Raw genomic sequence first — 22,759 nt, forward strand, 5'->3', positions numbered from 1 at the left:
CGATCTTGCGGTCTTCGGCATTCTCCGAGGCGCAACTCCGGACGTTCCTGTGGAGCGGCCGGCAGCAGTTGCAGGGCTTGGCCACACCCATCCTGGTGGTCCTTGGGCCCGTCCTCGTGGTCGTGACCTTCGTGGCCCTAGGCCTGCGCGACGAGGGATCGAGCACGACCGTGCTTCGTGCCGTCCTGCTCGCCGACCTGGTCTACATCCTGGTCATCGCCGCGCTCGTCGTCCGGCAAGTCACGGCGATGGTCGCCGCGCGCCGCGCCCGCTCCGCAGGATCGCAGCTGCATCTGAGGCTGACCGGCGTCTTCACCGGCATGGCGCTGATCCCGACCGTGCTGGTCGCGGTCTTCGCGACGATCACGATCAACATGGGGCTCGAAGGCTGGTTCTCCGATCGGGTGCGCGACGCGCTCGGCAATTCCGTTGCCGCGGCAGAGGCCTACGCCCAGGAACATCGCGACGACCTGATCGAGGACGCGCGCGGTCTGGCCGGGTTCCTCAACGCTGCAAAGCGGCAGACCTTCTTCCTCGACGACGGCGACCTGCGCCAGTTGCTCGGCCAGGGGCAGGATCTCGTGCAGCGCGGCCTGCAGGAGGCTTTTGTCATCGATGGCAGCGGCGAGATCCGGGCGCGCGGCGACCGGTCCTACCTGTTCGACTTCGAGCAGGTCTCCGAGGAGGCGCTGCTGCAGGCCGAGGCCGGCCAGGTCGTCCTGATGGAAGACAAGGGCATCAACGAGTTCCGCGCCCTTCTTCGCCTTGCCGCCTATCCCGACCGCTATCTCTATGTGACCCGCGCCGTCGATGGCGAGATCCTCGCGCTGCTCGACGAGACGCAGGCGACCGCGCAACTCTACCAGCAGCTCGAGCAGGATCGCGGGCGTCTGCTGTTCGAGTTCGGGCTGCTCTATCTGGGCTTCGCGCTGATCCTCATCCTCGCCGCCACCTGGGCCGGCCTGTGGATCGCCGAGCGGCTGTCGCGCCCCGTCGGGCAGCTCGCCGGTGCCGCGCAGCGGGTCGGGCAGGGCGATCTGGATGTGCGCGTGCCGGAGGAGCGGGGCGAGGACGAGATCGCCATGCTCGGCCGCATCTTCAACCAGATGACCCGGCAGTTGAAAGGCCAGCGAGATGCCCTGGTCGAGACGAACCAGCAGACCGAGCGCCGCCGCCGGCTGTTCGACAGCGTGCTCTCCTCGGTCACCGCCGGGGTGATCGGGCTCGACGCGGGGGGGCGGGTCGACTTCACCAACCGCTCTGCCCAGCGGATGCTGATGTTCGACGGCGGCGCGCAATACGGGCGCGATTTGAAAGAGGTCGTCCCGGAATTCGAGCAGCTTTTCAACAAGCTGGTGAAGGGGCGCGGCGACGCCGTTCAGGAAGAGCTCCGCTTGATCCGCGACGGCAAGCAGGAAAGCCTGCTGGTCCGCATCGCGACCCGTGTCGGGACGGACGGCACACCCGAAGGCTACGTCGTCGCCTTCGACGACGTGACCGACCTCGTCAGCGCACAGCGGATGGCGGCTTGGGGCGACGTCGCGCGGCGGATCGCGCATGAGATCAAGAATCCGCTGACCCCGATCCAGCTTTCGGCGGAGCGCCTCAAGCGCCGCTTCGGGCGCGAGCTGGAGCCGGAAAGCGCCGTCAAGCTGGGCGAGCTGACCGACGTGATCGTGCGCCAGACCAACGACTTGCGGCGCATCGTCGATGAGTTCAGCAAGTTCGCCCGCATGCCGGAGCCGAACCGGCGCAGGGCCGACGTCGCGCAGCTGACGCGGGACACGGTGACCCTGCAGCGGGCCGCGCTCGACCCGATCGAGATCGAGGCGGACATCCCCGAGACACCGGTCCTCGCCGATGTCGATGAGACGCTGCTTGGACAAGCCTTCACGAATCTCGTGAAGAACGCCGGCGAAGCAATTGAATCGAGAGGAGCGGGAGAGTTTGAGCGTCGGATCCGCGTGATCCTCAGCGTGAAGGACGGCATGGCCGTGCTGCGCATCGCCGATACCGGCATCGGCTTGCCGGCGGACCGGGCACGGCTGTTCGAACCCTATGTAACAACAAGAGAAAAGGGGACGGGTCTCGGCCTGCCCATCGTCAAGAAGATCGTGGAAGAGCACGGCGGAACCCTGGAACTGCGCGACGCCCCCGCCGGGGCGGACGGGCACAAAGGTGCGGAGGCGGTGCTCCGCCTACCGCTCATCGAGGAGGTGCAAGGCAAATGAGCGACATTCTGATCACGGACGACGAGTCCGACATCCGCAGCCTGATTTCGGATATCCTTGAAGATGAAGGGTATAGCTGTCGGACTGCAGGCACGTCCGAGCAATGCATGCAGGCCATCGAGGACGAGCCGCCGGCGCTGATGATCCTCGACATCTGGCTCAAGGACAGCGACATGGACGGGATCGACATCCTGAAATCCGTCCGCCGCTCGCATCCGGATGTGCCGATCATCATCATCTCGGGCCATGGCAATATCGAGATCGCCGTCGCCGCGATCAAGCAGGGCGCCTACGACTACATCGAGAAGCCCTTCAACATCGACCAGCTCATGGTGGTGGTCGGACGCGCGATGGAAGCCTCGCGGCTGCGCCACGAAAACAGCCAGTTGCGCCGAAAGGACGCCGTCGCCGCCGAGATGATCGGCCAGTCCGCTGCCTACAAGACGCTGACGGGGCAGTTGAAGAAGGTCACCAACTCGAACGGGCGCGTCATGCTGACGGGGCCCGCCGGATCGGGGAAGGAGGTCGCCGCGCGCTACGTCCACGCCCATTCCAACCGCGCCAGCGGCCCCTTCGTCACCGTCTCCTCCGCCAGCATCGAGCCGGAGCGGATGGAAGCCGTTCTCTTCGGTCGTGAAAGTGCCGAGCGCGGCATCGAGCCCGGCCTGCTGGAGCAGGCGCATGAAGGCGTGATCTATTTTGACGAGGTCGCGGACATGCCGCTCGGCACGCAGTCCAAGATCCTGCGCGTGCTGGTCGAGCAGGCCTTCACCCGCGTCGGCGGGTCCGACAAGATCAAGGTCGACCTGCGCGTGATCTCCTCGACGAACCGCGACCTGCAGACCGAGATCCGGGCCGGTCGTTTCCGCGAGGAACTGTTCCACCGGTTGAACGTCGTCCCGATCGCCGTGCCCTCGCTGGAGGATCGCCGCGACGACATTCCGGTGCTGGCCGATCACTTCATCTCGGCGCTCAACAAGACCCAGGGCCTGCCGCTCCGCGAGCTGTCAGAGGAGACGAAGGCCCTGCTTCAGACGATGCGCTGGCCGGGAAATGTCAGACAATTGCGGAACGTCATCGAGCGCGTGCTCATCCTGGGCGACGGGACCGGCCCCATCGAGCCGACGGAGCTGCCCACGGCCAGCGACGGCGGGGGCGACAGCAACGAGATGACGCTGTCCGGCAGCCTCGCCTCGCTCCCCCTGCGCGACGCGCGGGAACTGTTCGAGCGGCAGTATCTGATGACCCAGATCAACCGTTTCGGCGGAAACATCTCGCGCACCGCGGCCTTCGTCGGGATGGAGCGGTCGGCGCTGCATCGGAAGCTGAAGTCGCTGGGCGTCGTGACCTCCGCGCGGGGCGGATCGCGCATCGCGCGGGTCGACGAGAACGCAGCCTAAGCCTTGCCGCGCGGCTCGAGCAGGCCGCGCAGCACGTCGTCCCGCCGGATCGCGCCGACCGGCGCGCCGTCGCGGGTGACGGCGACCGGTCCGGGCGTGTCGATGAGGCGCCGCATCACGTCCTCCAGCGGTGCGTCATGGGGAAGGGCGGTCCCGGCCGGGACCGCCTCGCCCATCACGTCCTCGGCGCGCAGCACCGCGAGCGGGTTCATGTTCGACACGAAATCAGCGACATAGGCATTGGCCGGCACGGCGATGATCTGCTGCGGGGTCCCGCATTGCACGATCCGGCCGCCCTCCATGATCGCGATGCGGTTGCCGATCTTGAAGGCCTCGTCGAGATCGTGGCTGACGAAGATGATGGTGCGCTTCAGCTGCCGCTGCAGATCCAGCAGCTCGTCCTGAAGGCGGCTTCGGATCAGGGGATCGAGCGCGCTGAACGGTTCGTCCATCAGCAGGATCGGCGCCTGCGTGACGAAGGCGCGGGCGAGGCCGACGCGCTGTTGCATCCCTCCGGAAAGCTCTCCGACCAGAGCATCGGCGCGGTCCGAAAGGCCAACGAGGTCGAGCTGCGCGTCGATCTGGCGCCGTGCCTCGTCGCCCTTGGCGCCGGCCAACTCCAGCGGCAGGCCGACATTGTCCCGCACGCTGCGCCAGGGCAGCAGGCCGAACTGCTGAAAGACCATCGCGACACGGGTCTGGCGCAGCCGCCGCAGCTCCCGCGGAGAGGCATGGGTGACCGAGACCATGCGGTCGCCGTCGCTGATCAGCGCCTCGCCGCGCACGACGGGGTTCAAGCCGTTGACGGCGCGCAACAAGGTCGACTTTCCGGAACCTGACAGCCCCATCAGCACCAGGATCTCTCCCTCGTCCACCTCGAGGGAACAATCATGCACGCCGAGCACCTGCCCGGTCTCGCCCTGGATCTCCGCCCGGTCCATCCCGGCATCCATAAGCGGCAAGGCTCGCTCCGGCGCGTTGCCGAAGACGATCGAGACGGCGTCGAACCGAACGGCTGTCATTTGCGATCCCCACGTCCGAGCATCCGGTCGAGCATGATCGCGAGTACGACGATGACGAAGCCGCTTTCGAAGCCCAACGCTGTGTTAACCTGATTGAGCGCCCGCACCACCGGCACGCCCAGCCCGTCCGCGCCGACCAGCGCGGCGATCACCACCATCGACAGCGACAGCATGATCGTCTGCGTCAGCCCGACCATGATCTGCGGCAGCGCGTAGGGAAGCTCGACCTTCCACAGCACCTGGTTCGGGCGCGCCCCGAAGGCGCGCGCGGCCTCGAGCAGGGGCGTCGGCGTCGAGACCACGCCGATATAGGTCAGGCGGATCGGCGCGGGCAGCACGAAGATCACCGTCGCGATCAGGCCGGGCACCATGCCGATGCCGAAGAAGACGATGGCCGGGATCAGGTAGACGAAGGTGGGCAGGGTCTGCATCAGGTCCAGGATCGGCCGGATCGTCGCATAGAGCCGCGGGCGATGCGCCGCCGCGATGCCGATCGGCACGCCGAGAGCCATGCAGACGACGCAGGCAGACAGGACCAATGTCAGACTCTCGGTCGTCTCCTCCCAATAGCCCTGGTTGAGGATGAACAGAAACCCGAGCGCGATGAAGAGGCAGGTCTTCCAGTCGCGCCGGAGCAGCCAGGTCAGCGCGACGAAGGCGGCGACGACGATCAGCGGGTGCGGCGACTGCAGGACCCAGAGGATCGCGTCGATCATCGTCTCCATCGCGATCGAGAGGCTGTCGAAGGCCCAGAAGAAGTTGTCCTGGAGCCAGTCGAACACGCTCGCGCTGACGCGGCCGACGGGAATCTTATGGTCGGTGAGCCATTCGAGCATGGGGCAGGGGGCGCGGACGCCCCCTCCTCGTGGTTACTGGAGCGCTTCGGTAACGGCGGCCATGGCGTCGCCACCCTCCAGCGTCGTCACCCCGTCGAGCCAGCCTTCGAGAACTCCGGTATTGGCCTTGAGCCACTCGGTCGCGGCGGCCTCGGGATCGGCGCCGTCATCGAGGATGGCGCTCATGATCTCGTTCTCCATCGACAGCGAGAAGCTCATGTTCTGGAGCAATTGTCCGACATTCGGACATTCCTCGACATAGCCCGCCCGCGTGTTGGTGTAGACGGTCGCGCCTCCGAGATTCGGCCCGAAGAAGTCGTCGCCGCCCTGAAGATAGGTCAGGCTGAAATTCGCGTTCATCGGGTGCGGCTCCCATCCGAGGAAGACGATCGGTTCGTCCCGCCGGGTCAGACGATCCACCTGCGCGAGCATTCCTTGCTCGGAGCTCTCGACGATCTCGAAATCCGACAGGCCGAAGGCGCCCTGGTCGATCATCGACTGGATCAGGCGATTGCCGTCATTGCCCGGCTCAATCCCGTAGATCTTGCCGTCGAGCGCCTGGGCATGGGCCTGGATGTCCCCGAAGGATGCAATTCCAAGGGCTTTCGCGGCGTCGTTCACGGCAAGCGTATACTTCGCGCCTTCGAGGTTGGCGCGAACCGTGTCGACCGTCCCGGCCTCACGATACGGCGCGATATCCGCCTCCATCGTCGGCATCCAGTTGCCCAGGAACACGTCGATGTCTCCCTCGGCCATCGAGGTATAGGTCACCGGGACCGACAGGACCTTGACATCGGCCTCGTAGCCGAGCGCTTCCAGCACGACGGAGGCCGCGGCGGTCGTCGCGGTGATGTCCGTCCAGCCGACATCAGCGAAGGTCACCGTCTCGCAGGCCGCCTGTGCGGACACGGCGGCGAGAGACAGAGCGGACGCGGACAAGGTCAATCTGAGCATGCGGGTGGTCTCCGGTATGGTTTTCCCGATTTAGAAAGCATGCGGTCCTGCGGTGCAAGCTGAAGGAAGGCCGTCTTATTTACATAACTATGATTATAACGATCCGATAGAGGAGTGAATGGCTGACCCTATCCGTCCGTCTTGTAGAGCCTGTCTCAGAGCTGTCATCATGGACAGAGGTTTTTCCGTGCCCTAGCGTTGCCTCGACGGCCCGGAAGGACGGCGATGAACGGAACACTCGATGATCTGGAGGGCTACCTCCTCTCGGTGACGAGGACCACGGATCTGGAGACGCTCTGGGCGCGGCATGTCCAGGTCATGAACGGCTGGGGCTTCGATCTTCTGCTCTATGCCGCGACCGAATTCGGGACGACCTGCGGGCCCGGCGACGTGAGAGACGCCCTGATACTCACGACTTACCCCCAGTCCTTCATCCGGCCGTACCTCGACGACGGGCTCTGCCAGAACGCGCCGCTGATCCGCTGGGCCATGCAGAATGTCGGGGTCAGATCCTTCCGCGAGATCGAGGAGGATTATCGCGCGGGTCGGCTGAGCCCCGAGGAGATGCGGGTCTGGGAGTTCACGGGCCGGCATGGCGTCTCGGCCGGCTACGGGCTGAGCTTTCCGCGGACCATGACGCGCTCGGGTCACGGGATCGGTCTGGCCTCTTCGACGATGACGCAGGACGAGGTCGACGCGCTCTGGGAGCGGGAGGGGCAAAGGATCGAGCTGATCAACCAGGTGACCCATTTCGTGATCCGCACCCTGCCCTACGACGCGCATGGCCGGAAGCTGACGGGTCGCCAGCGCGAGGTCCTTGCCCTGATCGCGGACGGGAAAAGCGTTCAGGATGTGGCACTTATGCTCGGGCGAAACGTCGCGACGATCGAGAAGCACCTGCGGCTCGCGCGCGAGGCGCTGGACGTGGACACGACGGCGCAGGCGGTTTTGAAAGCGTCGGTGCTCAACCAGTTCCACTCGACGCGGATGGCGTTTCCGGTCCAAACCTGACCGGATGGGCAAAGTTTTACTGACAGGTAAGGAAAACCGGACTTACTGCCCCGGCGTCAGCTTGCGATAACGGAGGCGTCTTGTGAGTGATGGCAATTCCGCCATGGACTAGATGGCAGGTCGTCAAGTCGGGGGCGTTTCCCCGGGGTCGATCTGCACGGTCGATGAGGTTCGACAGTGCGAGGTCTCTGGGGAATTAGCCCGAGAGACCGAGCGAATTATCGAGGGTCGGGTCTCATCCCCGAAGCCCCATCCTCGAGACAACCGGGCGGCGTCGAGTGTTCCCCTCGACGCCGCCTTTTCAGTTGGTTGGAAGGCGTTCTTCAGCCTTGGGCGGCCTTGGCGACCTCGGCGGCGAAGTCTTCCTTCACGACCTCGATGCCCTCGCCCACCTCGAGCCGGACGAAGCCGGTGATCTCGACGCCGGCTTCCTCGGCGGCCTTGCCGACGCTCAGGTCGGGGTTCACGACGAAGGCCTGGTTCAGAAGCGTGACCTCGGACATGTACTTCTTCATCCGGCCCTCGATCATCTTCTCGATCACGGCCTCGGGCTTGCCCGATTCCCGCGCGATCTCGATCTGGACCTGACGCTCCTTCTCGACGACGGCGGGGTCGAGATCGGCTTCGCTGAGCGAGGCGGGATTGACCGCGGCGATGTGCATCGCGACCTGCTTGCCGAAGTCGTCGTTGGAGCCCGAGAGGCCGACCAGCACGCCGATCTTGCCCATGCCGGGGGCCGCGGCGTTGTGGACGTAGGTCACGACGGATTCGGCCGAAAGCTTCGCCATCCGGCGGACCGACATGTTCTCGCCGATCTTCGCGATCTTGTCGGTGATGATCGTCGCGACCGTCTTGCCGCCGATCTCGGCCTCGGTCAGCGCGGCGAGGTCGGGGACGTTCAGCGCGGCCTGCGCGATGTCGCCGACCATGGCCTGGAATTCGGCGTTCTTGCCGACGAAGTCCGTCTCGGAGTTCACCTCGACCGCGACGCCGGTCCCGCCGTCGACGGCGACCGCGACGAGACCCTCGGCGGCGGTGCGACCCGACTTCTTGGCAGCCTTGGCCAGACCCTTGGTCCGCAGCCAGTCGACGGCCGCCTCCATGTCGCCATCGGTCTCGGTCAGGGCCTTCTTCGCGTCCATCATGCCTGCGCCGGTCGACTCGCGCAGCTGCTTCACCTGTGCGGCAGTGATCGCCATGTCTCTACTCCTTGAATGGGGGAGGCGCGGTCACATGAACCGCGCCTCGTAACCGTTTGATGACGCTAGGCGTCAGGCGTCGGCGGGCGCTTCGGTCTCGGAGGCGGGGACCTCTTCCGCCTCGCCGGGATCGATGTCCTCGACCGGCGTCTCTTCCATCTCGCCGATATCCATGCCGGCGGCGCCGAGCTGCGCGCTCATGCCTTCCAGCGCGGCGCGCGAGATCAGGTCGCAGTAGAGAGCGATGGCGCGCGCGGCGTCATCGTTGCCGGGGATGACGTAGTCGACGCCCTCGGGCGAGCAGTTGGTGTCGACGACCGCGACGACCGGGATGCCCAGCTTCTTCGCCTCGGCGATGGCGAGGTCTTCCTTGTTGACGTCGATAATGAAGAGCAGATCCGGCAGTCCACCCATTTCGCGGATGCCGCCGAGCGAGGCCTGGAGCTTGGCCTGATCCCGCTCCATCCCGAGGCGCTCCTTCTTGGTGAGCCCCTCGAAGCCGCCTTCCATCGCTTCGTCGATGGCCTTCAAGCGGTTGATCGAATTGGAAACCGTCTTCCAGTTCGTCAGCGTGCCGCCCAGCCAGCGGTGGTTCATGTAATACTGCGCGCAGCGCTCGGCAGCCTCGGCGATGGGCTTCTGGGCCTGGCGCTTGGTGCCGACGAAGAGGACGCGGCCGCCGCGGGCGACGACGTCGTTGACGGCCTTCAGGGCCTGGTCGAGCAGCGGGACCGTCTGCGTCAGGTCCATGATGTGGATGCCGTTCTTGGCACCGTAGATATACGGCGCCATGCGCGGGTTCCAGCGCTGCGTCTGGTGGCCGAAGTGAACGCCAGCTTCCAGGAGCTGACGGAGGGAAAAGTCAGGCAGAGCCATGCTTTGGATCCTTTCCGGTTTCATGCCTCGGCAGGGGTCTCGACGCGGATGCGCCAACCGGTGGACCGTCCGGGGATGTCTCCCCCGGGGGCCCGCCCCCGCCTGTGAAGTGCGCGTGCGTTACGGCATGCGGCGTGCCGGCGCAAGGGGATGCGACGGGTGATCCACGGGCGATCCGCGGGTGATCCTGGTCATACCTCGTTTTCGCACCTTGCCACCCGCGAGGCGCGGGATCGGTGCGGTCACGGGATGATGCGGTTGTACTTCTGTCCCTCGATGGATGCACCGGCGAGAAGCCCCGCCTGGCCGAAGACGACGGCGACGACCGGGGTCAGCAGCGAGGTCGTGTCGGTCGTCACCGCGCCGGCATTCGCCGAGGCCACGTACTCGAGATCCGCGCCGGCGACCCAGCCCTGGCTCGCCCGGAAGCTGGCGAGAGCGGCGGGCGTCATGAAGAACAGCGCGTGGGCGTATTGCTGGGCGCCAATCTGGAGGCCGACGGAGGCGCTGGTCGTCGAGTAGTAGTCGACCGTCGAGTCGGCCACGCGTAGCGCGCCGCGCCCGTAGGACCCGCCGAGACCGAGGCCGGCCTTGGTCATCAGGGGCATCATCAGCATGCCCGAGGCCCGATCGCGCAGTCTGCGCGTCTCGGGCAGGGTCTGGTCCATGAAGGAGATGGCGGCGTCGACGCGGGCGTCGATCCGCTCTCCGCCGTCGGAGCCGACCCCGTTGCCGCAGGCCGCAAGGGCCAGGGGCGCGGAGACGGCCGCGAGGAAGCGGCGGCGCGATAATGCGGTCATGTCTGTTGTCCTGTCCGTTTCTGCTCTGCCGGGGTCTTGCGCCCCGGTCGGGCGGAAGCCTAGCAGGCCCGGCGAATCCTGTCATGACTCCCGGGCGACGCGGACGGCGACTGTGCAGCCTGGGCCACAGCGGGCCTCAGGGCTCCCAGGGGGTGCTCGGCGGCGGGTCCTGCGGCGCGGGGCGCTTGGCGAGGAGGTCGGGGAAGGACGCGGCGAACCGGTCGGCCTGGCGGCGGGTCCAGCGCAGCGCGAGGCGGGTGCCCGCCTCGACCGATTCCTCGGAGAGGACGACGCCTTCCTCGTGGAGCCAGGCGCGGGCCCGGCCTTCGGCGAAGGGGAGCGTCAGCACGGTCTCTTCGGTCGTGTCCGCAAGCGCGACGGCGATCCGGTCGAGCAGCGCATCGAGCCCCTGCCCCGTCACGGCAGATCCCAGATAGACGTCGTCGCGGCGCGCGGCGCGGTTGGCGGCGGCCTCGGCGGCCTGGGAGTCCAGCTGGTCGGCCTTGTTCCAGAGCTCGATCCGCGGGATCTTCTCGTCGGTGCCGAGCGCCTCGAGGATCGTCTCGACGTCCTGGGCCTGCGCCTCGCTTTCGGGGTGGGAGATGTCGCGGACATGGACGATGAGGTCGGCGTCCAGGACCTCTTCCAGGGTCGCGCGGAAGGCGGCGACGAGCTGGGTCGGCAGGTCCGAGATGAAGCCCACCGTGTCCGACAGGATCACGTCGAGCGTCCCTGCCCCGGTCCTAAGCTCCACCGCGCGCATCGTCGGGTCGAGCGTCGCGAAGAGCATGTCCTTCGCCAGCACCTCGGCCCCGGTCAGGCGGTTGAAGAGCGTGGACTTTCCGGCGTTGGTATAGCCCACTAGCGCGACCACCGGATAGGGCACCTTGGCGCGGGCGGCGCGGTGCAGTTCCCGCGTCTTGGCGACCTTCTCCAGCTGGCGGCGCAGTTGCACCATCTGCTCGTCGATGGCGCGGCGGTCCGCCTCGATCTGGGTCTCGCCGGGACCGCCGACGAAGCCGAGGCCGCCGCGCTGGCGTTCAAGGTGGGTCCAGGCGCGCACGAGGCGGGTGCGCTGGTAGCTGAGCGCGGCGAGGTCGACCTGAAGCACGCCTTCGCGGGTGGCGGCGCGGTCGGCGAAGATCTCGAGGATCAGGGAGGTCCGGTCGAGCAGCTTGACCTTCCACTCCTTCTCGAGATTGCGCTGCTGCACCGGAGAGACGTTGCCGTCGATGAGGATCAGCTCGATCTCTTCGGCCTCGATCAGCTGCTTGAGCTCCTCGACCTTGCCGGAGCCGAACAGCATGCCCGGATGGGGCTTCGGCAGGCGCACGACGGCGGAGCCCACGACCTCAAGCCCCGGCAGCGCATGGGCGAGCGAGACGGCCTCTTCGAGGGCAAGGCGCGGATCGCGGCCGGAGCGGTCGCCGCCACGCATGTCGGGATGCAGGACGTAGGCGCGCGTCGGGCGCGCCTCGGTCGAATGTCCGGTCTCAGGAGCCGTCAGAGTCGTTCTCGCCAGAATAGAGCTGGATCGGCTGCGCGGGCATCACGGTGGAGATCGCGTGCTTGTAGACGAGCTGGGATTGCCCGTCGCGGCGCAGCAGGACGCAGAAATTGTCGAACCAGGTGATAACACCCTGAAGCTTCACGCCGTTGATCAGGAAGATCGTCACCGGCACCTTGGTCTTGCGGACGTGGTTGAGGAACGCGTCCTGAAGGTTCTGTTTGTCCGAGGCCATGTGCCGTCCCGTCGTGTCCGCAGCCCTTGTCCGGGCCGTCCTGGTTGCGTTACCGATGTTTATGGGCACGCAATCGCGAAACATCCAGTCCCGACAAGACCGGATTGTGCCAGGCGCGGCGCTTTCGCCTCAGCCGACCCCTATTTTCGCCAGAAGTCGGGGTTGAACAGCGCGATCAGGGCCAGCGCCTCAAGCCGTCCGACGACCATCGCCCCCGCCCAGATCAGCTTGGTCGCGTCCGAGAGGGTGCCGATTCCCGTCGCGGGGCCGGTTCCCATCGCCATGTCGGCCAGCGGGCCGGTGGTGGTCAGCGCGGCGACGGCCAGGATCATCGCGCCGGTCAGGTCGAGCCCGGTCGCCGCCAGAAGCAGGCTGACCGCCGCCAGCGTGATCGCGAAGATCATGAAGAAGACCCAGGCCGCCTCGACGCCCCGCATGGGGATCGAGCTGCGCACGCTGCCGCCGACGATGCCGTGGGGGTGGACCAGCAGGTTCATCTCGCGCCGGCCATGTTCGTAGAGCGCGTAGATCCGCAGCAGCTTCACCCCGCCCGCCGTGGTCGCGATGCCGCCGCCGAACATCGTCAGCCCCATCAGCAGCACGATCGGCGTGTCGAGGCCGGACCAGTCGCGCGCCGTGTCCCAGTCGGCCGATTCCCAGCCGGTCGTCGTCAGGAAGGACAGCACGGTGAAGATCGTGCCCCAGATCGCGCGCAGCGCGGTGACGGGATCGGTCTGGGTCGCGAGCCCGATCGCGCTTACGAAGTGGCGCGCGACGAGCAGCAGCACGGCCAGCCCGATGATCATCAGCGCAATGCGGATCTCGCGATCCCTGGTGATGCGGACGGCTTGGTCGCGCGGCATGCGTCCGGCATAGACCTGGCGCGAGACGGCGAAGGTGAGGAAAAGGAAGACGATGATCTCTCCGCCGAGGCCGCTGGCCGCCTCGGCCGGGCCGCCGCCCGCCGTGATGCCCGAGGTCGACATCGTCGACATGGCGTGGATCGCGGCGCGGGTCGACGGATCGCCCGACCCGTAGAGCAGCAGCCACAGCAGCACCGTGAGCCCGGCATAGATCGGCGCGATGGCGCGGAAGTAGCGGGTCAGCCGGTGCTCGGGGTCGGCGGACTGATCCTCGGTCGAGAGCCGCGCGCTCTGCCCGAAGCGGGCGGTATAGGTGACCTCGAACCCGCCGAGCCGCAGCGGCGCGAGGATCGCGACGGCGGCCACCAGGATCAGGAGCCCGCCCTGCCAGGCGACGAGCGCGCGCCACAGATGCACCGTCTCGGAGAGGCGGTCCGGTGCGAAGAGCGTGCCGCCGGTGGTGGTCGCGGCGGCGACCATCTCGACATAGGCGTTGAGGTAGCGCGTATCGACCACCGCCTCGTTCACCGGCAGCGCGGCGAGCGCCGGCAGGAGGGCCAGCGCCCCCAGAAGCGCCGTCAGGTGGCTGCGGGTGACGTTGCGGGGGCGGCGGTTGCCGGTGGCGAGCCCGATCGCCGTGGCGAGCGCCAGCAGGATCGCGGCCCAGAGCCCGAAGGCCTGGGCGTCGGCGTAGCGCCCGAAATAGAGGCCGTGCCCGGCGGGCACCAGCATCGACAGCGCCAAGAACCCGGCCAGCTTGACGAGGAGCGGGAGGGGGTGACGCTGCTGGACCGGAACGGCAGCCGTCCGGGGCATCAGAAGAAGTCCACCTGCACCTGCAGCAGCCGCTCCACCTCCGGCACGTCGGCGGCGAGCGCGAAGATCGCGATGACGTCGCCCTCCTCGATCAGGGTGGCGCCTTCGGGGCGCAGGATGCGCCCGTCCTCCTTGGCGATGGCGCCGACCAGCGCGCCTTCCGGGAAGGTGATGTCGCGGATGCGGCGTCCGGCCAGCGGCGAGGTCGACAGGACCTGCGCCTCGATCACCTCGGCCTCGGCATCGCCGACGGAGTAGACGTTGCGGACCCGGCCGTGGCGGACATGGCGCAGGATCGAGCTGACCGTGGTCTGCCGCGGGTTCACATAGGCGTCGATCTGGAGCGGACCCATCAGCGGCACCAGCGTCGGGTCGTTGATCAGCGCGATGGTCTTGGAACAGCCCGCCGCCTTGGCGCGGACGGCAGCCAGAAGGTTGGTCTTGTCGTCGTCGGTGACGGTCAGCACGGCGTCGGCCCGCTCGATATTGGCCTCGCGCAGCAGCTCGATGTCGAGCCCGTCGCCCGAGAGCACGATCGTCCGTTCCAGCGCCTCGGCGGCGCGTTCGGCGGAGGCGCGGTCGCGCTCGATCATCTTGGCGCGGACGCGGTCGGGGCTGGCCTCCAGCGCCTTGGCGACGGTGAGGCCGACATTGCCGCCGCCGATCAGCACGACGCGCTCGGCGCGCTTCGAGGGCTTGCCGAAGATCTCCTGCGTGCGGGCGAGGTCGGCGGTGTGTGTCAGGACGTAGATCTGGTCCCCGGCCTGAAGCTGGTCGCGCGGGTCGGGCGCGAAGAGCCGGCCGCCGGGGCGGCGCACGCCGACGACGACGGCGCGCAGCGTCGAGAACAGCTCGGACAGCTGGCGCAGCGGCGTGTCGAGCACGGGGCAGTCGGCGTCGAGCTGCAGGCCGATGAACTGCGCGCGCCCGTCCATGAACTCCTCGACGTCGAAGGCCTCGGGCGCGCGCAGGCGGCGCAGCGCGGCCTCGGCCACCTCCTTCTCGGGCGAGATGACGACGTCGATCGGCATGTGGTCGCGGCGGTAGAGATCGGAGCGCATCGCGCTGAGGTAGGACTGCGCCCGAAGCCGCGCGATCTTGCGCGGGACGGTGAAAACGGAATGGGCGACCTGACAGGTCACCATGTTGACCTCGTCGGAATGGGTCGCCGCGATCAGCATGTCCGCGTCCTCGGCCCCTGCCCTCTCGAGCACGTTCGGGTAGGAGGCGAAGCCGGTGATGCCCTGCACGTCGAGCGTGTCGGTCGCGCGGTTCACGAGGCTCGGGTTGTTGTCGACGACGGTGACGTCGTTGCGTTCGCCCGCCAGATGCCTGGCGATCTGCCAGCCGACCTGCCCCGCGCCGCAGATGATGACCTTCAAGGCTGGGCTCCGTCATGGCGTCCGGTTTCCCGACGGATAGGGCCGCGGGATGGGGCGGTCAACGGGGCGCCGGAACGGCTGCCGTTCGGTGATCCAAAGGGCAGCCGTTCTGGAGTCCGAAGGGCAGCCGTTCGATCCGCCGCCTTCCCCGCCCGTCCTCAGCCCAGCGCGTAGCCCGCGCCGCGCACCGTGCGGATCGGGTCGTCTGTGCCGGTCGCGCCGCGCAGCACCTTGCGGAGGCGGCCGACATGGACGTCGACCGTGCGGCTGTCGACATAGATGTCCCTGCCCCAGACCCGGTCGAGAAGCTGGTCGCGCGACCAGACCCGGCCGGGGCGTTCCATGAAGGTCGTGAGCAGGCGGAACTCGGTCGGGCCGAGATGGAGCTCGGCGCCGGCGCGGAAGACGCGGTGTTCCTCGGAATTGACCTGGATGTCCCCGAATTCGAGGATCTCCCCGACCGAGGCCGGGCGGACGCGGCGCAGCTGAGTGCGGATCCGGGCCATCAGCTCGACCACGGAATAGGGTTTCACCACGTAGTCGTCGGCCCCGGTTTCGAGCCCGCGGACGCGGTCCACCTCTTCCGAGCGGGCGGAGATCATGATGACCGGGATCGACCGCGTCTCGGGCGCCGATTTCAGCCGGCGGCAGACCTCGATGCCCGAGACCTCGGGCAGCATCCAGTCGAGCAGGATCAGGTCGGGCGCATCCTCTCGCGCGAGGTCGAGTGCTGCGTCGCCCGAGGTGGCCTGCTGGACGTGATAGCCCTCGGCCTCGAGGTTGTAGACCAGCACCTCGCGCTGCGGGGCCTCGTCCTCGACCACCAGGACGGAGAGCTGCGCGCTCATGACGGCAGCGCACCGCCTTTCGCGGTGCTGGTGCGGTCGGCCTTCACCCGCTCGTCCCCGGGGATCTCGCCGGTGACGAGGTAGATCACCTGCTCGGCGATGCCGGTGACGAGGTCGCCCATGCGCTCGATGTTCTTGGCCATGAAATGCAGGTGCATGCAGGGCGTGATGTTGCGCGGATCCTCCATCATGTGGGTCAGGTAGACCCGGAAGAGCGCGTTATACATCTGGTCGACTTCCTCGTCGCGGGCGCGGACGTCGGCGGCAAGTTCGGCGTCGCGCTGGATGTAGGCGTCGAGCACGTCCTTCAGCATCGCCTCGACCGCCTTCGACATGCGCCGGAGCGAGGCGGCGCTGCCCTCGACGGGCTGCAGGTCGATGATGATCTCGGTCCGCTTGGCCATGTTCTTGGCATAGTCGCCGATCCGCTCCAGCGCGGCGGAGATGCGGAAGACGGTCAGGACGGTGCGCAGGTCGCTGGCAATGGGCTGGCGAAGGGCGATGACGCGGGCGGCCTCTTCGTTGACCTTCAGTTCCATCTCGTCGATCCGCTTGTCGTCGCGGCGCACCTTGTTGGCCAGTTCGGGGTCGTTCTCCGAAAGGGCCTGCGAGGCCTTGGCGACGGCGTCCTCGACCTGGCCGCCCATCTTCATGATGAGCGCCTGGATCGCCTCGAGGTCGCGGTCGAAGGCCGCCGAAATGTGAGGGTTCGATTTCATGATCTATCCGATCCGGCCGGTGATGTAATTCTCGGTCCGCTGGTCGCGCGGATTGGTGAAGATGTCGCCGGTCTCGCCGTATTCGACCATCTCGCCCAGGTGGAAATAGGCGGTGCGCTGGCTGACGCGGCTGGCCTGCGACATGGAATGGGTGACGATCACCACGCTGTAGCGTTCGCGCAGCTCGTGAATCAGGTTCTCGACCTGGTCGGTGGCGATCGGGTCGAGCGCGGAGCACGGCTCGTCCATCAGCAGCACCTCGGGCGAGGTGGCGACGGCGCGGGCGATGCAGAGGCGCTGCTGCTGTCCGCCAGAGAGGCCGGTGCCGGGCGCCTGGAGCCGGTCCTTGACCTCGTCCCAGAGCGCGGCGCGGCGGAGCGAGGTCTCGACGATCTCGTCGAGCTCGGCCTTGTTGCGGGCGAGCCCGTGGATCTTCGGGCCGTAGGCGACATTGTCGTAGATCGACTTCGGGAAGGGGTTGGGCTTCTGGAAGACCATCCCGACCTTGGCGCGCAGCTGCACCGGATCGACCCGCCGGTCGTAGATGTCCTCGCCGTCGATCATGATGTCGCCCTCGATCCGCGCGATCGGGATCGTGTCGTTCATCCGGTTGATGCAGCGCAGGAAGGTCGACTTGCCGCAGCCCGAGGGGCCGATGAAGGCGGTGACCATCTTGTCGGCGATGTCGATATTCACGTCCTTGATGGCGTGGGTGTCGCCATAATAGACATGGACGCCCCTGGCCGCGATCTTCACTTCCTCGTTGCCCACGGTTCTCTCCACAAATCGCATGTCGTTCATCTCGGGGCCCCTTTTACCAGCGGCGCTCGAACTTGCGACGCAGGAAGATGGCCGCGAGGTTCATGATCAGAAGGAATATCAGCAGAACGATGATCGCGCCGGACGCCCGCTCGACGAAGGCCGGATCGGACCGCTGGGTGAAGTTGTAGACCTGCACCGGCAGGGCGGTGGCCGGGTCGAAGAGGCCGCCGTCCCAGGGCGCATCCGGGTATTCGCGCACGAAGGCGACCATCCCGATCAGCAGCAGCGGCGCCGTCTCGCCCAGAGCCTGCGCGAGGCCGATGATCGTGCCGGTCAGGATGCCGGGCATCGCCAGCGGCAGGACGTGGTGGAAGACGGCCTGCATCTTCGAGGCGCCGATGCCGAGGGCGGCGTCACGGATCGAGGGCGGCACCGCCTTGAGCGCGGCGCGCGTCGCGATGATGATCGTCGGCAGCGTCATCAGCGTCAGCACGAGGCCGCCGACGATGGGCGCCGATTGCGGCAAGCCCGCGAAGTTGATGAAGATCGCGAGGCCGAGGATGCCGAAGACGATGGATGGCACGGCGGCGAGGTTCGAGATGTTCACCTCGATCAGGTCGGTGAAGCGGTTCTGCGGCGCGAATTCTTCCAGGTAGATCGAGGCGGCGACGCCGATGGGCAGCGACAGCACAAGCACGACCAGCATCATGTAGAAGCTGCCGAGGATGGCGACGCCGAGGCCCGCCGCCTCGGGACGGGTGCTGGAGGCGTCGGGCGCGGTGATGAAGCGCCAGTTGAAGCCGGTCCGAAGCAGGCCCGCCTCCTCCAGCGCCTCGGCCAGGCGAAGCTGCTCGGGCGAGATGTTACTGTCGAGCTCGGCCGTCTCGTAGGTCACGCGGCCCTTGAAGAAGCCGTCGATGCGGCCGCTGGCCAGCACCTCGACCGGGACCGTCTGGCCCACCAGCTCGGGGTTGGCGAGCACGGTGGCGCGCAGTTGAGCCACGCTCTCGTCCGAGATCAGGTCGGCGATGTCGCCCTCGGGCAGATCGGTCTCGATCCCCGCCGCCTCGATGGTCTGCATGAGCCCGTCGCGCAGCAGCGGCGCATAGCCGAAGGTCGTGACCGAGGCCATCTCGACCGGATTGCGGTTGCCCTCGGGGTCCAGACGCTCCGCGTCGAGCGGCACGGAGATCTCGATCGTGGTCTGGCGGAAGGCCGAGAGACCGGCGGTGAGGATCGAGATCATCAGCAGGACCAGCATCAGGATGCCGGTGCAGACGGCGATGAGGCCATAGAGCCGGAACCGCTTCTCGCGCGCGTTGCGCTTCGCGGTCTTCGCGTCGGCCTGCATGAGCGAGCCGGCGTTAGGCGTGCTCCGCGGGGTGTCGGCGGTGGCAATGGTCATTCGTATTGCTCCCGGTAACGGCGCACGATGTAGAGGGCGAGGACGTTCAGCCCCAGCGTGATGACGAAGAGGGTGAGGCCCAGCGCGAAGGCGACCAGCGTCTCGGGCGACGAGAAGTCGGTGTCGCCGGTCAGCTGGCTGACGATCTTGACGGTCACCGTCGTCATCGCCTCGAAGGGGTTCACGTCGATCCGGGCCGCGGCCCCTGCCCCCAGCACGACGATCATCGTCTCGCCGATGGCGCGCGAGGCGGCCAGCAGGATGGCGCCGACGATGCCCGGCAGGGCCGCGGGGACGATCACCTGGCGGATCGTCTCGGACTGCGTCGCGCCCAGCCCGTAGGAGCCGTCGCGCATCGCCTGCGGCACCGCGTTGATGATGTCGTCGGAGAGCGAGGAGACGAAGGGGATCAGCATGATGCCCATCACGAGGCCCGCGGTCATCACCGACGATGCGCTGTTGCCGAGGCCCAGCGGCGAGGCGATGGCGTCGCGCAGCAGCGGGCCGACCGTGATCAGCGCGAAAAGGCCGTAGACGATGGTCGGGATGCCGGCCAGCACCTCCAGCAGGGGCTTTGCGAAGCCGCGGAAGCGCTTGTCGGCGTATTCCGACAGGTAGATCGCCGCAAAGAGGCCGATCGGGACCGAGACCAGCAGCGCGATCAGCGAGATGTAGAGCGTGCCCCAGAGCAGCGGCAGGATGCCGAGTTCGGACGCGCCGCCCCGGCCGGAAAAGCTCGGGTCCCAGGTGGTCGAGAAGAAGAACTCCGAGGCCGGGTATTGCCGGAAGAAGTTCATCGTCTCGAACAGCATAGACATCACGATGCCGAAGGTCGTCAGGATCGCGATGGTCGAGGCGCCGATCAGCAGGACCAGCACCGCCAGTTCGACCGAGTTGCGGGCGCGGTAGGTTCGGTCGATCCGCGAGACGGTGAAGATGAAGCCCGCCAGCGCGAGGATCAGGATGACCACCGTGCGCGCGAGATCCGCGCGGCTGTCGAGGACGCGATAGCGCTGCGCCGCCTCGAGGATGACGGTATCGACCTCGCTGCCGACGGCGACCCCGATCTCGGCCAGCCGGGCGCGCAGGTCGGTGGCTTCGGCGTCGTGCGCCTCCTGCGCGGTGAGCGCACCCTGCGCCACGGCAAGGTCCAGCCCGCCCGCGACCCGGCGCACGTCCGCCATCAGAAGGTTCAGTGCGCCGGCATCCTGATAGGCGGCGTCGGGCACGATCGAAGCGACACGGCCCTCGATCAGCATGGGCTGAAGTATCATCCAGGCCGCCAGCACCAGCAGCGCGGGCGCGGTCACCAACAGGGCGACATTGGCGCCGTAATAGTTCGGAAGGGAATGCAGCTCTCGCGCGTCGCCCCCGGCGGAGGCCATGGCCTTGCGGCGACCGATGACCGCGCCGATCAAGGCAAGGACGGCGATGGAGACGAGGAGCCAGAGCGGCGACATTGGGAAACTCCATCGGGAAGAACGCGCCCCGCGCGGAGGCGCAATGCGCCGCGGCGGAGAGCCCCCGCCGCGGCGCGTGTCGGAAAGGACGGGATTACTCGGTCATGTCGACTTCGTTCTCGACCGTCGCCTGGACCGCATCCAGCTCCGGATCGGGCACGAGGCCGTAGTCGGAGAGCGGGCCGCCGGGGCCGGCGATGTCGTCGGAGACGAAGAAGGAGGCGTATTCCTTCAGGCCAGGGATGACGCCGATATGCGCGCCCTTGATGTAGAAGTAGAGCGGGCGCGAGACCGGGTATTCGCCGGAAGCGATGGTCTCGGTCGAGGGCGCCACGCCGTTCATGGTCGCGACCTTCAGAACATCCGTGTTGTTCTCGTAGAAGGACAGGCCGAAGACGCCGATCCCGTCGGGGTTCGACTCGATCCGCGCCAGCGTCTCGGTGTAGTCGCCGGTGATGTCGACCGCGACGCCGTCGGAACGGACCGCGAGGCAGGCATCCTCGGCTTCGTCCTCGGTCATGCCGGAGGCGACGAGGGCGTCGTAGGTGCCGGTGGCTTCGCAGCCGGCCGCGATCACCTGCTCTTCGAAGACTTCGCGGGTGCCGTGGTTGGTGCCCGGGATGAAGGCGGCGATGTTGACGGCCGGGAGGTCGGCGTTGAAGTCGGCCCACTGGTCATGCGGGTTGTCGACCAGCTCGCCATCGACCAGGACGCGGGCGCCCAGGGCGTTGAAGATGTCGGAGGGCGTGAAGGCGTTGAAGGCCGGGCCGTTCTGGCGGCTGGCGAAGACGATGCCGTCATAGCCGATCCGGACCTCGATGATGTCGTCCACGCCATTGGCGGCGCAGGCTTCGACCTCGCCCTCGCGGATCGCGCGGGAGGCGTTCGCGATGTCGATGGTGTTCTCGCCGACGCCCTCGCAGAAGCGGCGCAGGCCAGCCGAGGAGCCGCCCGATTCCACGACCGGGGTCGGGAAGTCGAAATTCTCGCCGAAAGCTTCGGCCACGATCGAGGCGTAGGGCAGCACGGTCGAGGATCCGGCGACCTGGACATTGTCGCGGGACTGCGCGGCGGCGCCGGTGGCGCAGACGGCGGCGACGGCGAAGGTCGAGAGGGCGGTCTTGGTGAGGGACATGACAACTCCTGAGTTTTACATCCATTCACGGGCCACCAGCGGGCCCGATCGCCTGCGCACCTAGGTGCCGCGCATCTGGCTTTTGTGACAGGAGAGTAACGGTTTTATGACAGTGTGGTGGGAAGGCACGGGTCCGCGGACCGCTTCGGCGCAATTATTCAGGTCGCCCGCCAAGAACCTGAAAACATTAATCAGGACGGCTGCGCCCGGGCGCCGGGGCGGCGCAGTCACGCCTCGGGAAGGATCACCGTGACGGTCATGCCCTCGCCCTGCTCGCTGTCGATCCGCATGCGTCCCCTGTGGCGGTTCACGATATGCTTGACGATCGACAGACCCAGCCCCGTTCCGCCTTGCGCGCGGGACCGGCCGGTATCGACGCGGTAGAAACGCTCGGTCAGGCGGGGGACGTGCTCGGGCGCGACGCCCGGTCCATCGTCGGTGACCTCCAGCGCCCAGGCGGGGGCCCGCAGCACCGGCTCGCGCGCGATGTGGCGCAGGCGCGTGCGGACGGTGCCGGGATGGGCGCCGTATTTGACGCCGTTCTCGATCAGGTTGCTGACGACCTGCATCAGCTGGTCGCGGTCGCCCTTGACCAGCGCGGTCGCGGGCCCCTCGACGCAGATCTCGACATCCTCGACTTCGGCGCCGGGGCTCAGCATCTCGACCGCCTCGCCCAGCACAAGCACCAGATCGACGGTCTCGGTCGGGCGTTGTCGGGCCAGCCCCTCAAGACGGCTCAGCACCAGAAGGTCGCTGACGAGCCGGCTCATCCGGCCGACCTCCTGCGCCATCAGGCCCAAGAACCGCTCCTGCGCTGCGGGATCGGCGCGGGCGGGGCCGAGCAGCGTCTCGATGAAGCCGCGCATCGCGGTGAGCGGCGTCTTGAGCTCGTGCGAGACGTTGGCGACGAAGTCGCGCCGCATCGAGGCCGCGTCATGCCGCCCAGAGACGTCGCGGAAGACCAGCAGGACCCGTCCGCGCGCGCCCTTGTCGCGGAGCGGCGTGACGGTGACGTCGAATTGCGTCTCAACAGCGCCGGAGCTGTGCGAAAACCGCGCATGCCCGGGCGTGCCGCGGAAGAACGCATCCTCGACCGGGGTCAGGAGGCCTGGCTGCCGCAGCACGCTGACATAGGACTGCCCGTCGATCCAGGTCCCGAACCATTCATGCGCCGCCGCGTTGGCGCGCTGGACCCGCCCTTTCGGATCGAGCAGCAGGACCGGCTCCGCCAGCGCGTCGACGATCTGGATCGCCAGGTCGGGCAGGTCGGACGCTTGCATGGCGGAGGCTCCGGAGGT

The 22,759-nt window shown here is 67.4% G+C and carries 20 protein-coding genes; 3 read left to right on the forward strand and 17 right to left on the reverse strand.

Annotation, left to right across the window (positions count from 1 at the left end; translation table 11 throughout):
- Positions 1 to 5: 5 nt before the first annotated feature.
- Positions 6 to 2,231 (forward strand): sensor histidine kinase NtrY-like, encoded by a 2,226-nt coding sequence (locus tag DR046_RS18375; RefSeq protein ID WP_115383840.1) that lies wholly within the window; start codon positions 6 to 8, stop codon positions 2,229 to 2,231.
- The gene (ntrX, locus tag DR046_RS18380) at positions 2,228 to 3,631 is read left to right on the forward strand and encodes a nitrogen assimilation response regulator NtrX (protein ID WP_115383841.1); all 1,404 of its coding nucleotides are present in this window, start codon (positions 2,228 to 2,230) and stop codon (positions 3,629 to 3,631) included. Before DR046_RS18375 ends, ntrX begins: the two co-directional genes overlap by 4 nt.
- Here the strand turns inward: ntrX and choV are convergent.
- From choV to DR046_RS18395, 3 genes are read right to left on the reverse strand one after another with little or no spacing between them, the layout of a single operon-like run.
- Entirely contained in the window at positions 3,628 to 4,653 is a 1,026-nt protein-coding gene (gene choV / locus DR046_RS18385) for a choline ABC transporter ATP-binding protein (RefSeq protein ID WP_115383842.1), read from the reverse strand. The two genes, ntrX and choV, sit on opposite strands and share 4 nt — an antisense overlap.
- Positions 4,650 to 5,489, reverse strand: a complete 840-nt coding sequence (gene choW, locus DR046_RS18390) for a choline ABC transporter permease subunit (protein WP_115383843.1) — start codon at positions 5,487 to 5,489, stop codon at positions 4,650 to 4,652. Before choW ends, choV begins: the two co-directional genes overlap by 4 nt.
- Before the next feature lie 33 nt (positions 5,490 to 5,522).
- Positions 5,523 to 6,443, reverse strand: coding sequence for a choline ABC transporter substrate-binding protein (locus DR046_RS18395; protein WP_115383844.1), 921 nt, complete (start codon positions 6,441 to 6,443; stop codon positions 5,523 to 5,525).
- A gap of 225 nt (positions 6,444 to 6,668) precedes the next feature.
- Between DR046_RS18395 and DR046_RS18400 the strand changes: the two genes are divergently transcribed.
- Complete coding sequence (locus tag DR046_RS18400; protein WP_115383845.1) at positions 6,669 to 7,454, forward strand: LuxR family transcriptional regulator; 786 nt, start codon at positions 6,669 to 6,671, stop codon at positions 7,452 to 7,454.
- Positions 7,455 to 7,777: 323 nt separating this feature from the next.
- On the opposite strand, the gene tsf is transcribed toward DR046_RS18400, so the two are convergent.
- From tsf to DR046_RS18470, 14 genes are all read right to left on the reverse strand, one after another.
- Positions 7,778 to 8,653 (reverse strand): translation elongation factor Ts, encoded by an 876-nt coding sequence (tsf, locus tag DR046_RS18405; RefSeq protein ID WP_115383846.1) that lies wholly within the window; start codon positions 8,651 to 8,653, stop codon positions 7,778 to 7,780.
- 72 nt (positions 8,654 to 8,725) lie between these two features.
- A complete protein-coding gene (rpsB, locus tag DR046_RS18410) occupies positions 8,726 to 9,529 on the reverse strand; it encodes a 30S ribosomal protein S2 (protein WP_115383847.1) in 804 nt (267 codons plus the stop codon).
- 242 nt (positions 9,530 to 9,771) lie between these two features.
- The gene (locus DR046_RS18415; protein ID WP_115383848.1) at positions 9,772 to 10,329 is read right to left on the reverse strand and encodes a lipid-binding SYLF domain-containing protein; all 558 of its coding nucleotides are present in this window, start codon (positions 10,327 to 10,329) and stop codon (positions 9,772 to 9,774) included.
- Between the two features lie 136 nt (positions 10,330 to 10,465).
- Positions 10,466 to 11,767: a GTPase HflX gene (hflX, locus tag DR046_RS18420; protein WP_115383849.1), complete on the reverse strand. Its 1,302-nt coding sequence runs from the start codon at positions 11,765 to 11,767 to the stop codon at positions 10,466 to 10,468.
- 55 nt (positions 11,768 to 11,822) lie between these two features.
- A complete protein-coding gene (gene hfq / locus DR046_RS18425) occupies positions 11,823 to 12,071 on the reverse strand; it encodes an RNA chaperone Hfq (RefSeq protein ID WP_115383850.1) in 249 nt (82 codons plus the stop codon).
- A gap of 140 nt (positions 12,072 to 12,211) precedes the next feature.
- Positions 12,212 to 13,750, reverse strand: coding sequence for a potassium transporter TrkG (locus DR046_RS18430; protein ID WP_115383851.1), 1,539 nt, complete (start codon positions 13,748 to 13,750; stop codon positions 12,212 to 12,214).
- Complete coding sequence (trkA, locus tag DR046_RS18435) at positions 13,750 to 15,132, reverse strand: Trk system potassium transporter TrkA (protein ID WP_115383852.1); 1,383 nt, start codon at positions 15,130 to 15,132, stop codon at positions 13,750 to 13,752. Before trkA ends, DR046_RS18430 begins: the two co-directional genes overlap by 1 nt.
- A gap of 158 nt (positions 15,133 to 15,290) precedes the next feature.
- Positions 15,291 to 15,980, reverse strand: coding sequence for a phosphate regulon transcriptional regulator PhoB (gene phoB, locus DR046_RS18440; RefSeq protein ID WP_115383853.1), 690 nt, complete (start codon positions 15,978 to 15,980; stop codon positions 15,291 to 15,293).
- On the reverse strand, positions 15,977 to 16,699 hold the full coding sequence (gene phoU, locus DR046_RS18445; protein WP_115383854.1) for a phosphate signaling complex protein PhoU: 723 nt from the start codon (positions 16,697 to 16,699) through the stop codon (positions 15,977 to 15,979). Before phoU ends, phoB begins: the two co-directional genes overlap by 4 nt.
- Positions 16,700 to 16,702: 3 nt before the next feature.
- Positions 16,703 to 17,500 carry a phosphate ABC transporter ATP-binding protein PstB gene (pstB, locus tag DR046_RS18450; RefSeq protein ID WP_115383855.1) on the reverse strand — a complete coding sequence of 266 codons (798 nt, stop codon included), beginning with the start codon at positions 17,498 to 17,500 and terminating at the stop codon, positions 16,703 to 16,705.
- A 13-nt stretch (positions 17,501 to 17,513) separates the two neighbouring features.
- On the reverse strand, positions 17,514 to 18,866 hold the full coding sequence (gene pstA, locus DR046_RS18455) for a phosphate ABC transporter permease PstA (RefSeq protein WP_115383856.1): 1,353 nt from the start codon (positions 18,864 to 18,866) through the stop codon (positions 17,514 to 17,516).
- Complete coding sequence (gene pstC, locus DR046_RS18460) at positions 18,863 to 20,326, reverse strand: phosphate ABC transporter permease subunit PstC (protein WP_115383857.1); 1,464 nt, start codon at positions 20,324 to 20,326, stop codon at positions 18,863 to 18,865. Before pstC ends, pstA begins: the two co-directional genes overlap by 4 nt.
- Before the next feature lie 94 nt (positions 20,327 to 20,420).
- The gene (locus tag DR046_RS18465) at positions 20,421 to 21,461 is read right to left on the reverse strand and encodes a PstS family phosphate ABC transporter substrate-binding protein (protein WP_115383858.1); all 1,041 of its coding nucleotides are present in this window, start codon (positions 21,459 to 21,461) and stop codon (positions 20,421 to 20,423) included.
- Between the two features lie 227 nt (positions 21,462 to 21,688).
- Positions 21,689 to 22,741 carry an ATP-binding protein gene (locus DR046_RS18470; RefSeq protein WP_115383859.1) on the reverse strand — a complete coding sequence of 351 codons (1,053 nt, stop codon included), beginning with the start codon at positions 22,739 to 22,741 and terminating at the stop codon, positions 21,689 to 21,691.
- Positions 22,742 to 22,759 lie beyond the last annotated feature (18 nt).

Origin of the sequence: Jannaschia formosa, assembly GCF_003340555.1 — a bacterium.
Lineage (GTDB): Bacteria > Pseudomonadota > Alphaproteobacteria > Rhodobacterales > Rhodobacteraceae > Jannaschia > Jannaschia formosa.